This window comes from Pseudoalteromonas sp. 13-15 (assembly GCF_001468205.2).
GTDB classification, from domain to species: domain Bacteria; phylum Pseudomonadota; class Gammaproteobacteria; order Enterobacterales; family Alteromonadaceae; genus Pseudoalteromonas; species Pseudoalteromonas marina.
In genome coordinates, this window is the sequence record NZ_CP019162.1 from 672836 (window position 1) to 685599 (window position 12764).

The 12764-nt window shown below is 38.8% G+C and carries 10 protein-coding genes and 1 tRNA gene; all 11 read left to right on the forward strand.

The window, feature by feature from the left end; genetic code table 11:
- Positions 1–35: 35 nt before the first annotated feature.
- The 11 genes from ATS72_RS03200 (at position 36) to ATS72_RS03250 (ending at position 12656) form a co-directional block, all read left to right on the forward strand.
- Positions 36–126 (forward strand) — tRNA-Ser (locus ATS72_RS03200).
- 337 nt (positions 127–463) lie between these two features.
- Positions 464–844, forward strand: a complete 381-nt coding sequence (locus ATS72_RS03205; RefSeq protein ID WP_008127308.1) for a hypothetical protein — start codon at positions 464–466, stop codon at positions 842–844.
- A gap of 128 nt (positions 845–972) precedes the next feature.
- Entirely contained in the window at positions 973–1431 is a 459-nt protein-coding gene (locus tag ATS72_RS03210) for a GAF domain-containing protein (RefSeq protein WP_006792823.1), read from the forward strand.
- The gene (locus ATS72_RS03215) at positions 1431–1709 is read left to right on the forward strand and encodes a hypothetical protein (RefSeq protein WP_006792822.1); all 279 of its coding nucleotides are present in this window, start codon (positions 1431–1433) and stop codon (positions 1707–1709) included. The genes ATS72_RS03210 and ATS72_RS03215 overlap by 1 nt, the downstream gene beginning before the upstream one ends.
- A gap of 15 nt (positions 1710–1724) precedes the next feature.
- Positions 1725–2372 (forward strand): RNA chaperone ProQ, encoded by a 648-nt coding sequence (proQ, locus tag ATS72_RS03220; RefSeq protein ID WP_006792821.1) that lies wholly within the window; start codon positions 1725–1727, stop codon positions 2370–2372.
- 25 nt (positions 2373–2397) lie between these two features.
- Positions 2398–4422 carry a carboxy terminal-processing peptidase gene (gene prc, locus ATS72_RS03225; protein ID WP_006792820.1) on the forward strand — a complete coding sequence of 675 codons (2025 nt, stop codon included), beginning with the start codon at positions 2398–2400 and terminating at the stop codon, positions 4420–4422.
- A gap of 179 nt (positions 4423–4601) precedes the next feature.
- Positions 4602–6065 (forward strand): Na+/H+ antiporter NhaC, encoded by a 1464-nt coding sequence (gene nhaC, locus ATS72_RS03230; protein ID WP_010556414.1) that lies wholly within the window; start codon positions 4602–4604, stop codon positions 6063–6065.
- 46 nt (positions 6066–6111) lie between these two features.
- Positions 6112–8706: an aminopeptidase N gene (gene pepN, locus ATS72_RS03235; protein WP_058429170.1), complete on the forward strand. Its 2595-nt coding sequence runs from the start codon at positions 6112–6114 to the stop codon at positions 8704–8706.
- Positions 8707–8928, forward strand: a complete 222-nt coding sequence (locus ATS72_RS03240) for a DUF2835 domain-containing protein (protein WP_008127316.1) — start codon at positions 8707–8709, stop codon at positions 8926–8928. It begins immediately after the preceding gene.
- A 253-nt stretch (positions 8929–9181) separates the two neighbouring features.
- Positions 9182–11278 (forward strand): DUF1302 domain-containing protein, encoded by a 2097-nt coding sequence (locus ATS72_RS03245; protein ID WP_058428826.1) that lies wholly within the window; start codon positions 9182–9184, stop codon positions 11276–11278.
- 13 nt (positions 11279–11291) lie between these two features.
- On the forward strand, positions 11292–12656 hold the full coding sequence (locus ATS72_RS03250) for a DUF1329 domain-containing protein (protein ID WP_010556417.1): 1365 nt from the start codon (positions 11292–11294) through the stop codon (positions 12654–12656).
- Positions 12657–12764 lie beyond the last annotated feature (108 nt).

Consider the following 12764-nt stretch of genomic DNA (forward strand, 5'->3'; position numbering starts at 1 on the left):
TGAGTACACTCTTACTTGTAGTTTATAGCACTTTAGGAGAGATGGCAGAGTGGTCGAATGCACCGGTCTTGAAAACCGGCATAGGTTTGTAGCCTATCTAGGGTTCAAATCCCTATCTCTCCACCATTATAATAAAGCCCGCTAAACAGCGGGCTTTTTTGTTTTTTGAATTTGACTATCAATTGCAATTGGCATTTATGTTTGATCAATTTTAAAATTAAGCATGAAGCTGAAGACATCAAATAACTCTCCTGTTTAACATCTGAAAATGAATCACCTGTCTTGTTACTCAAAAGCAATAACTTTACCTTTATTAAAATTATTAGCCGAAAACGGTAGGTCGTTTGTAGTTTAATGTGTTTTATTTTTGTTCGTAATTTACGACCATAGTCTCTGTTTCTAACTTTGGGTTCTTGGTGCATGCTTATAAATAGAGTTTAAGTGTGTTGTTAAGGACTATTAAATGAAACACCAATTAGCAAAAAGCGTTGCGCTTTCATTACTTTCTCCTGTGATTGTGGGTAGCCTATTAGGTATTTATTATTCAATAACGCTACAAGGTGAATTTGTCTCTATATTTTTTTCATTATTGATGACAGCCATATCTAATGCGCATATTGTTGGCTTAACAATGGCTGCATTTGTTGTCCCAGGCTATTTATTAATGTTTAAATATTCAAAAGTAAACTATTCCGGTGTTTTAACGCTTGGTTTACTTGGTGGTGCTATTTTTAGCTTTCTTTTAAGTGCCTCCACAGGCGAAATATTTTTAATAAATAGTGTTATGTCAGCAATAGCGGCAGGGCTGTTTTTATTTGGTCTTCGTAAAACTTCAAAATCATAATCGCGTCTTTATTAACCAAGGACGCTTTTAAACTACGGAAATTCCTTTTTTTTACCTGCAAAAGGTTCCAATTTTTCATCACAAAGAGTACCTTTAGCTACTGTATGTTTAATAAGAAGTAGTTTGGTATGCAAAAGCACGATTTTTACCAGTCATTAGTTAAACAAACTGAATCGCTGATTGCCGGTGAGTCGAATGTAATTGCTAATATGGCAAATATAAGCGCGCTGTTATTTACCTCTTTAGAGGATGTAAATTGGGCGGGCTTTTACTTTATTGATTCGCCGTCAGAATTAGTGCTAGGCCCATTTCAGGGTAACCCAGCATGTATCCGTATTCCAGTTGGAAAGGGTGTATGTGGAACGGCTGCAGCTACGTTGCAAACACAACTAATTGAAGATGTTCATGCCTTCGATGGGCATATTGCCTGTGATGCAGCATCGAACTCTGAGATTGTTGTACCTATCATGAAACATGGTAAAATATTTGCAGTGCTAGATATTGATAGTCCTAGTATTTCTAGATTTGACACTGATGACAAAGCGGGATTAGAAGCATTGGTTAAATGCTTTGAGGCTAGCTTGTAATGAAAGATTTGCTAAATGTTCAAGACTACCTATTTGCTATACAAGATGTAGGCGACTGGGAAGGCGAAGAAGAACATGTAGCGGAAACGCTCAATGATTTGATTCACATTGCTTGGGACAAACTCCCAGATGATTTAGATTGTGAATCAATCGATGAAATAATAAATGGTATTTGGGAACACCTTCGAGGTGATATGGCTGTACTTGAAGCCGATTTCGAAGAACTGGTCGACTGGGTAATACACTATGTTGATTCGTCCCTTGATGAAAAGATGTGAAAAATAGGTTCTAAAATGGAAACCACAAACAAGCTAAAAGATATTAATGAAGTATTGGAGTTCTTGTACCAAGAATTTCCACAATGTTTTAAACAAAAAGACGGTATCAAACCGCTTAAAGTCGGTATTTTTAAAGATATTGCTGAGCGTATTGAAGGGTCTGAAAAAGTAAGCAAGACTCAAGTTCGTCAAGCACTAAGAAAATACACGTCTAACTGGCGTTATTTAGAAGCTGTGACAAAGTCGGAGTTTCGTATTGACCTTGATGGCAATGAAGGTGAAAAAGTTGAGCAAGAGCACATTGATCATGCTCAAAAAGCACTAGAAGAAAGCCGTGCAAAAATGGCTAAGCGCAAAAAACAACAGCGTCCACGTCAAGACTCAGATTCTAAAAACTTTAAGAAGAAGCCTGCACATGCAAACAAGGGCGCTGATAAAAATGCGTCAGCTAGCAAAGCAACTAAATCTGCACCCGCTAAACGTTCAGGTAAAATTGAACCTTTACCAGCAACAGAGGTCAAGGTTAATAACAAGGTTAAAGTTAAACTAGGCCAAGCACTTGTAAATGCAGTAATCACTGAAGTAAATAAAGACGACGTTCATGTTGAATTAGTGACTGGTATGCAAGTTAAAACCAAAGCAGACAGCTTATACACTGTTTAAGTTGTACATAAATTAAGGAGTTTGTATGAGTAAAAAGTTTACGCTCATTCCGGTAGTTGCAGCCCTGTTTTCAGGTTCATTATTTGCTGCTGTAGAGCCTGTCACCATTGATGATTTACCTCTACTCAAGCAAGAAAGTCAACATGGCACTGCCAGTAAGCGCGTGGCAAGCTTATTTACTCGTTCACACTATATCCCGGTTCGATTTAACGATGAACTTTCTAGTAAAGTGTACGATCGTTACATCGAATCCCTTGATTTTAATAAAAGCGTTTTTTTAGCCAGTGATATTGCATCCTTTGAGCAATATCGCGATAGCTTTGACAACGCTTTAACTACCGGCAAGCTAGGCTTTACGTTTGATATTTTTAATTTAAGCCTAAAGCGCCGTTTTGAACGTTACGAATATTCACTTTCTTTATTAGAAAATGAAATGACGTTCGAAAAACAAGATGAATACTTTTTTGATCGTGAAGATGCAACGTGGCCAACATCGCAAGCAGAGCTAGACGAGATCTGGCGAGAGCGTGTTAAGTACGATGCACTGCGATTAAAAATGACTGGTAAAGATTGGGAAGGAATCAAAGAGGTTCTTACCAAGCGATACAAAAACGCTGAAAAGCGTCTAGTTCAATCTAACTCAGAAGATGCATTTCAAATTGTTTTAAATTCTTTAGCTCGCACTATTGAGGCGCATACGTCTTACTTATCACCAAGACGTGCTGAACAATTTAAAATGGATATGGACTTAGAACTTGAAGGCATTGGTGCTGTACTAACTCCTGACGAAGATTACACCGTAATTCGTAGTCTTGTACCAGGCGGTCCCGCAGACAAAACCGAACAAATTAAAGCAGATGACCGTATTATTGGCGTAGCACAAGACGGTGAAGATTTTACCGATGTGATTGGCTGGCGTTTAGACGATGTTGTAGATTTAATAAAAGGCCCTAAAGGTACGAAAGTACGTTTGCAATATTTGAAAGGTGCAGATGCTCATGGCACACCTAAAGTGGTCGAAATTACTCGTGACAAAATCCGTCTTGAAGACAGAGCTGCAAAGTCAGAAGTGTTTGAAGCTAAATATTCTGATTTATCAAGCAAGATTGGGGTTATTGAAATCCCAGGTTTTTACAATAATTTGTCTAAAGACGTAAAAGTTGAGTTAGCTAAATTAAAAGAGGCTAAAGTAGACGGTATTATTATCGACTTACGTCAAAATGGTGGTGGTTCGTTATACGAAGCGACCCAGCTTTCTGGCTTATTTTTCGATCAAGGTCCTGTTGTACAAATACATACTCTAAATAACCGAATTGAAGAGCAAAGAGATCGTGATGGCGTTACTTATTACGACGGGCCATTAACGGTTTTAGTTGATCGTTACAGTGCGTCTGCCTCTGAGATTTTTGCCGCTGCAATGCAAGATTATGGTCGCGCTGTTATTATTGGCGAACAAACATTTGGTAAAGGCACTGTGCAGCAACATAAAGGTCTTGCAAGAGCGTATGATCTTTACGATAACCCATTAGGTAGCGTGCAATACACCATAGCTAAATTTTACCGTATTAATGGCGGCAGTACTCAGCACAAAGGTGTTATTCCTGACATTTCATTTCCATCGGCTATAGATCCTGCCGAGTGGGGTGAAAGTAAACAAGATAATGCACTTCCTTGGGATAGCATTGTTAAAGCAAAATATAAAAAGTTAGGAAATTTAACTCCAGTTATTCCTTACCTAGAAAAGCAGCATAAAGATCGTATTAAATCTGAACCTGAGTTCGGCTACGTGTTTGATGATATAGCGTTGTACAACGAAGAAAAAGATCGTAAAACGATTTCTTTAGTTGAAGCCACGCGTATTAAAGAAAAAGAAGAAGGTGAAGCGCGTGCATTAGTTCGTACAAATGAGCGCTTGAAACGATTAGGTAAAGATCCGGTTGAAAACCTAGATGATGTACCAGATGTAATTGATGAGCTTGACCCGTTCCTTGAAGAAGCTGCCTTAATTACTCAGGACTACATTAACTTTGGTCGCATCGCCAAAAAGTAAAAACTGGTTTTACCACTACAAAAAAGGCGCTCGTGCGCCTTTTTTGCTACCTATCACAGCCTAAATTGTTATAATCTCTAACTATTAAAAATTGAGCCGGCTTAGAAATGCTCAGTTAATACGCACTAAGTGCTAAAAATAATAATTAAACACGCTGTATGTGTGTAGGAGTCTCAACTTTGAACCCATTGGATGATAAACCAGTAAAACCCGCCTCATTTCTTGATGCATTAATTCCTATTTCAGTTTTAATTTGCTTGTTAGGGGCTGCGGTTTACTTATTTGGTGACAACTCGTCATCTGGACCAAACCAAATTGCACTTTTATTTGCAACCTTCGCAGCTGCTCTAATTGGCCTAAAAAACGGCTACACGTGGAAAAAGCTTGAGCAAGCTATGATAGAGGGCATAACACTTTCTCTTGGCGCTATACTCATCTTATTAATGGTAGGTGCTTTGATAGGTACTTGGTTGTTATCGGGCACAGTACCAACGCTAATATATTATGGCCTGCAAGTAATTAACCCTAGTTGGTTTTATGCAGCAAGTTGTTTAATTTGTGGCATTGTGGCTATGAGCATTGGTAGCTCGTGGACCACTGCAGCTACAATTGGTGTTGCTTTATTAGGTGTTGCTACGGGTCTTGGTTTAGATCAGACAGTTACAGCTGGTGCTGTTATATCTGGTGCGTATTTTGGTGACAAACTAAGCCCACTCTCTGAAACAACTAACTTAGCGCCCGCAGTGGTTGGCTCTGACTTATTTGAACATATTCAGCATATGCTATGGACAACAGTTCCTAGCTTTGTGATTGCGCTTATTATATTTATATTTATGGGCTTTAACGCAACGGCTTCTAATGAGGCTGGGCGTTTAGACGAAATTACGCTAATTTTGGAGCAAAACTTCAATATTGGTTTTGAGATGCTCATTCCTTTAATTGTGCTTTTAGTGCTAGCAATTAAAAAAATGCCTGCTTTTCCTGCTATTTCTATTGGTGCTGTGGTTGGTGCTGTTTGGGCTATGCTATTTCAGTCTGACTTAATTGGTTCTCAAATTGATACTTCTCAAGGCGAAGTGGTTGGGTATTTCAAATTAGTATGGACGACATTTTTTGACGGTTTTAGCATCGATACCGGTGATGACAAAATGGACTCACTACTTAGCGGTGGTGGTATGGCGGGAATGTTAACAACGACGTGGTTAATTATGACTGCGCTTATGTTTGGCGCTATTATGGAAAAAACAGGCTTGTTAGACATTTTCGTAAAAAGTATTTTAAAAATAGCGAAAAGTACAGGCTCTTTAATTGCCTCTACCATTGCAACGTGTATTGGTACTAATCTCATTGCAGCCGATCAATATATTGCTATTGTGGTTCCTGGACGTATGTTTAAAGATGAATATGAAAAGCGCGGTTTAAAGCCAGTTAATTTATCTCGTACCTTAGAAGATGGCGGTACGATTACCAGTCCACTTATTCCTTGGAATACATGTGGTGCTTACATGCAAAGTGTACTTTTAATAAACCCTTTCGATTACGCACTTTACGCTTTCTTTAACTTAATTAATCCCGTTTTAGCTGTTATATATGCGTATCTCGGTATTAAAATTTTACGTATTAAGCCGAAACAATCAGCCTAAATTTAGTAGCGCCTCTTCATATAGAGGCGCTTTTTTTGGAGTAATCATGACCGACTCAAAAACCCCTCAAGCTCAATATCTCAAAGACTATAAAGCACCAAATTTTTTAATAGACCACACAGACTTAACGTTTGATCTTCAGCCTACAAATACAACGGTAACAAGCGTACTGACGTTAACGCGTGTTGGTGATAATCAATCACCTCTAATACTAGATGGCATAAATTTACGTTTAACGTCCTTATCGATAGATGCGATTGAAATAACAGATTATAGCGTTGTTGATGAGCAGCTAATTATTAATAACTTACCAGAGCGTTGTAAATTACGTATTGTGACTGAGATATCTCCTGAGACAAATACATCTTTAGAAGGTCTTTACTTATCTGGTGGAGCGTATTGTACACAGTGTGAGGCGCAGGGCTTCAGAAAGATAACATATTACATGGATCGTCCTGATGTGTTGTCTACGTTTGATGTGACTATTATTGCTGATTCAAGTTATACGCATTTATTATCTAATGGTAACCAAATTGACAAAGGTGAGACACCTGACGGCCGTCATTTTTCTAAATGGCAAGACCCATTTAAAAAACCAAGCTATTTATTTGCATTAGTTGCTGGTGATTTTGATGTATTAAACGATACCTATACAACTAAAAGTGGCCGAAAAATTGATTTAGCATTATTTGTAGATAAGGGTAATTTGCCTAAAACACCGCATGCGATGCAATCACTTAAAAAATCTATGCAATGGGATGAAGAGCGTTTTAATTTAGAATATGACCTTGATATATACATGATTGTAGCCGTAGATTTCTTTAATATGGGTGCAATGGAAAACAAAGGCTTAAATATATTTAACAGTAAATGTGTTTTGGCCAATCAAGAAACAGCAACGGATAAAGATTACCATACTATTGAGTCCATAGTCGGTCATGAATACTTTCACAATTGGACTGGTAATCGTGTTACGTGCAGAGATTGGTTTCAGTTATCACTTAAAGAGGGGCTAACTGTATTTAGAGACCAAGAATTTAGTAGTGATCTTGGATCGCGTGCACTCAACCGCATTGATGCTGTTAAGGTGATGCGTACGCATCAGTTCAGTGAAGACGCAGGGCCTATGGCACATCCTATTCGACCAGAAAAAGTTATTGAAATGAATAACTTTTATACCGTAACAGTATACGACAAGGGTGCTGAAGTAATAAGAATGATGCATACCTTGCTTGGTGAGGTTAACTTTCAAAAAGGGATGGCGCTTTACTTTAAACGCCATGACGGTCAAGCAGTTACGTGTGACGACTTTGTCAGTGCTATGAGTGACGCATCAGGTGTTAATTTAGAGCAATTTAAGCGTTGGTATAGTCAGGCGGGTACGCCTCGCTTGAATGCCATAGAGCATTACGACAGTGCCTCAAACACCTACACACTAACAATAGAGCAAAAAGCACCGATTAATCAGCCCGATAGCAAACCGTTGCACATCCCGTTTGCCATAGAGTTGTTGGACGAATCTGGCAATAGTATCGAATTACAGTACAAAGGTTTAAAAGTTAGTAATGTGCTTGATGTTACTGATAAAAAGCAGAGTTATACTTTTGAGAATGTGACTTGCAAACCCGTTGCTGTGTTGTTAGAAGACTTTTCTGCTCCGTGTATTCTAACTCAACAAACAACTGAGCTTGAGCTTTTGCATATTATGCGTTTTGCACGAAGTGATTTTTCACGTTGGGATGCGCAGCAACAATTGTTCATAAAAGCAGTAAAAGCAGCAGTTAACTCAGATACACAATTTCAATTAAGTGACGAGATAATTGAAGCCTTGCGTGTTTTAATTGTTTCAAAACAAGGCGATTTAGCGTTAATTGCAGAGTTATTAAAATTACCTAGCTTTGACACTTTAGCCGCAGAATTTGAAATTATTCCTGTTGATGAAATTATTCGTGTTCTAGCACAGTTCGAAATACAAATTGCCACAAGCCTTAATGATGAGCTTATTGCATGTTTTGGTTCATTACATGACGATGGCAGCATAAGCGCCGAAGCGGTTGCTGTGCGCTCACTACAGCAAATTTGCCTGCATTATCTTGCAAAGGTGCCGAGCAAACAAACAGATAAATTTATTAAGTTAGCTGCTAGCTCGTCAAATATGACCAATGTATTGGGTGCACTTAGCGCTGTGGTAAAAGCCTCTCATTCACTTTGTGATGACCTATTGTCGCACTTTGATAGTCAATGGCGACATGATGTACTTGTTATGGATAAATGGTTTGCGCTTCAAGCAATGCAAACAGGTGAAGATGCTATTATTAATATTAAGTCATTATACGAGCACCCAAGTTTTGATTTTTCCAATCCCAATAGAGTCCGTGCTTTAGTGGGGAGTTTTAGCTACTTTAACACTCAGCAATTTCACCGTGCTGACGGGCAAGGATATGAATTGCTTGGTGATTTACTTGTTAAGCTGAATGCAATAAATCCACAAAATGCGTCAAGAATGCTAACACCGTTTATGTCTTGGAAACGTTATGATAAAACACGTTCAGCGCTTATGAAGACGCAATTAGAACGTTTATCTAATTTAGATGGACTAAGTGACGACTTATTCGAGAAGGTTGAAAAAGCGCTTAATTAAATGCTTGAATATTACTTTAATTTAAGATTGAGCTATAACGACTGTATGGATTATTACCACGGTCGGTATAGTTCTGTGCAAGTGGTTGAAGAGGGTGGGAAGTCAATTCGGTTTTCTGCCGATCATTTAAGACCGTTTGTTACAAGTTTAGGTGTCAGAGGGCGTTTTAGAATGTTACTCACCCCTGAAAATAAATTTATTCGTATTGAACGAGTGGCTTAGAGCGCTATTTTTATGTTATAAAACCATAAAAATATTGTCTTTTTGTTAATTTCAATTTGTTCTATTGTTAAATAACGTGTATAAATTATCTGGTATGACGTCTTACCAATACGTAAACGTCAGCTGACACACTATATATATGACAGATTGAATGCGACTATTTGTAATTTATACAATTCGCTTCTATCGTTACGATTACACTAAAAACAATAACTTGATCACACAATATGACCCGCGACAGGGGGGAACCACAATGATAAGAAGATCGCTTTTTGTTAAAAACAAAATCGCTATAGGTTTAGCAGCCGCTAGTTTAGCTTTAACTACAGCAAGTTCACAGGCTGTAACATTCGACGCCGGAGGGTTTGATATAACCTTCGATTCAACTTTTTCTTACGGCCAAAGTATTCGTGTAGAAGATAGAGACTTTAGCTTAATAGGTAAAAGTAATAACCCTGCTTTTGATTGGACTGGTTACAACCCAGCCTTAAATACTATTTATTCTTCACAAGATGTTTGGGCACAGCCTGGATCGTATTCAAATAATGGTGACGCAGGTAATCTTAACTTTGACAGCGGTGATTCATTTTCCAAACTGTTAAAGGGAACACATGACCTTTCAATAAACAAAGATAACTACGGTCTATTTACTCGTTTTATGTACTTTTATGACTTTGCTTTGATGGATGGTGACTTTGCCTATGCAAACCCTACATCAGGTCAAAGCGTAGATCCTTGTGATGATGAAGATACAAAAGAACAAAGCTGTGCAGATATTCGCTTATTAGATGCGTTTGTGTGGGCTGACTTTGATTTAAACGACGGCAAAAACCCACTTTCAGTTCGTCTTGGTCAACAAGTTGTTAACTGGGGTGAAAGCACGCTTATATCTCATGGTATAAATGTTAACCCTGTAGATATCGATAGATTGAAAGCGCCAGGCGCAGAGCTTAAAGAAGCATTTATTCCTGTTGGTATGCTTTGGGCATCATTGGGTATTACTGATAACATCACCCTAGAAGGTTTTTATCAGTACCAATGGCATGAGACTCGCTTGCCAGCTGCAGGTACTTATTTTTCTACCAATGACTTTGCAGCAGAAAATGGTTACCAACAAAACGTTCAGCTAGGCTTTACGTCTAACCCTGATATAGATGTTGCATTTTTAACTGAAAGTTTAAATAACTTAACTGCAACCTATGCTCAAGTAGCTGCGGCTCAGGGTATTGATCCTACAAGTGCAGAAGGCCAAGCTCTACTAGCTAATATGTACCTAGCGCACCCAACCAAGGTTGCACTTAAAGGTAAAGGTAGTAACGGTAAAACTGAACCAGATGATGGTGGTCAATATGGTTTAAGATTAGGCATATTTTTACCCGAGTGGAATGACACTGAAATTGCGCTTTACCACGTAAATTACCACAGCCGTCGTCCTCTTATTTCAGGGCGTGTATCTAATTTTTCTCAAGCTGCCATTGCACAAGATTTAGCAATGCTTTCTACAACAGAAATCACTGATGATAATGTTGCTGACTTAGTTGCATTTTCTAAAGCTGAGAATGAATACCCTGAAGATATAAAACTTTATGGTGTGAGCTTTAATACGACTATTGGCGAGACTGCGTTTGCAGGTGAATTTGCTTTTAGACAAGACGAGCCTCTGCAAATTGATGATGTAGAATTACTTTACACAGCAATGCCTGAACAGCTAGCTGTTGCTGGTATTCGTCCTGATTTTGCCGGTATTTCGCAAATGAGTATTGGTGATGCAATCAGTTCTGTAGGTCCAGGTGAAGTTGCAAAAGGTTATATTGAACGGGATACCTCACAAATTCAGTTTACTGCAACGCATTTATTTGGCCCATCTCTAGGAGCTGACAGTTGGGCTGTGGTAGGTGAAGTGGGCGCCGTTAAAATTCACGATATGCCAGATTACGATGAAATGCGTTTAAATGTGTCAGGTACTGGTCGAAGTGGTGTTATCACTGGCCCAGGTACAACAGATTACTCAACGTTGCATTTAGGTCTTTCAAATGGTCCTGAAGAAAAGTCGTTTGCAACGGGTTCATCGTGGGGTTACCGACTAATTGCTAAGGGTGACTATTTTAACCTTTACAACGGTATTAACTTTTCACCTCGCTTTGTATTTTCACATGACGTAAATGGTAACACACCTGATCCGATGTTCTTGTTCATTGAAGATCGTAAGTCATTAGGTGCTACTATGAACTTTAACTACCAAAATGCATGGTCACTTGACGTGAGCTACAACTCATTTTGGGGCGGTGGTGGTGTAAACACCTTCTCAGACCGCGATTACGTTTCTTTCAATTTAAAATATTCTATTTAGGGGTAACATTATTATGCTTAAAAAACCTACCCTCATTGCAGCAGCTTTTGCTAGCTTGTTTGCAAGTAATGCTACTTTAGCAAAACTATCAGCTGAAGAAGTAGCGCGTTTAGGTCAAGATTTAACGCCAATGGGCGCCGAAAAAGCAGGTAACGCTGACGGCTCAATTCCAGCATGGAACAATGGTATTACTGCAGCTCCTGCAGGGTACGAAGTTGGCATGCATCACCTAGACCCTTTTTCAAGTGATAAAGTGCTTTTCACTATTGATAAATCAAACATCGATAAATATAAAGCTAACTTGAGCCCAGGCCAAATTGCTTTGTTTGAAGCGTATCCAGACACATTCAAAATGCCAGTGTATGAGACACGCCGTTCGGCCTCATATCCTCAGTTTGTTTATGATGCAACTAAAGAGTTTGCGCCTACTGCCGAATTAATTGAAGGCGGAAACGGAATTAAAAATACGGCTATTGGTATTCCATTTCCTATCCCTAAAACAGGTTTAGAAGCAATCTGGAACCATTTATTACGTTTTAGAGGTGAGTCAATCGAGCGTTTTGGTGGACAAGCTGCACCTACAGCATCAGGCTCTTACAACTATGTTGGTTTTGATGAACAGCTACTTGTTAAATATTCTGATCCAAGTGCTACACCTGCCGAGCTGCAAGACTCAAACATATTATTTAAGTTTAAACAGAGTGTTACTCAACCGGCACGTCTTGCGGGTACTGCGTTACTAGTGCATGAAACTATGGACCAAATATTAACGCCACGCCAAGCATGGACATATAATTCTGGTCAGCGTCGTGTTCGCCGTGCACCAAATGTTGCTTATGACGCACCGGGTACTGCAGCAGATAGCTTACGTACTACTGATGACTTTGATATGTTCAATGGCTCACCAAACCGTTACAACTGGACGCTTAAAGGTAAGCAAGAGCTTTATGTTCCATATAATAGCTACAAGCTTCACAGTGACAAGCTAGAGTATGATGACATTTTAAAGCCTGGCCACATCAATCCTGAGCATACTCGTTATGAAAAGCACCGTGTTTGGGTAGTAGAGGCTAACCTTAAAGATGATACGCGTCACATTTATAAAAAACGTGTGTTTTATATAGATGAAGATAGCTGGCAAGTAACGGTAACAGACATTTACGATAACCGTGATCAGCTTTACCGTGTAGCAATGGCTTACGGGCTTAACTACTACGAAGTACCCACTCAGTGGAGTACGTTAGAAGTTTATCATGATCTGAATTCACGTCGTTATTTAGCAATTGGTTTAGATAACCAAGAAAAAATGTACGATTTTTCAAAATCATTTAATGATAATGAATTTACATCTAGCGCATTACGTCGCGCAGGTAGATAAATTAAAACTAGGCACCTAATTTTAAGTTAGGTGCTTTTTTCCTTTCTCATCGCGTTTGTCTTTCAACGCAAAAACTTTCCTCGTTTACAAAGACAAACACTCCTTTCA

Coding starts and splice junctions, on each gene's coding strand:
- proQ (WP_006792821.1), top strand. CDS start 1,725: ATGGAAACCACAAACAAGCTAAAAGATATTAATGAAGTATTGGAGTTC.
- ATS72_RS03215 (WP_006792822.1), top strand. CDS start 1,431: ATGAAAGATTTGCTAAATGTTCAAGACTACCTATTTGCTATACAAGAT.
- ATS72_RS03205 (WP_008127308.1), top strand. CDS start 464: ATGAAACACCAATTAGCAAAAAGCGTTGCGCTTTCATTACTTTCTCCT.
- ATS72_RS03250 (WP_010556417.1), top strand. CDS start 11,292: ATGCTTAAAAAACCTACCCTCATTGCAGCAGCTTTTGCTAGCTTGTTT.
- pepN (WP_058429170.1), top strand. CDS start 6,112: ATGACCGACTCAAAAACCCCTCAAGCTCAATATCTCAAAGACTATAAA.
- ATS72_RS03210 (WP_006792823.1), top strand. CDS start 973: ATGCAAAAGCACGATTTTTACCAGTCATTAGTTAAACAAACTGAATCG.
- prc (WP_006792820.1), top strand. CDS start 2,398: ATGAGTAAAAAGTTTACGCTCATTCCGGTAGTTGCAGCCCTGTTTTCA.
- ATS72_RS03240 (WP_008127316.1), top strand. CDS start 8,707: ATGCTTGAATATTACTTTAATTTAAGATTGAGCTATAACGACTGTATG.
- ATS72_RS03245 (WP_058428826.1), top strand. CDS start 9,182: ATGATAAGAAGATCGCTTTTTGTTAAAAACAAAATCGCTATAGGTTTA.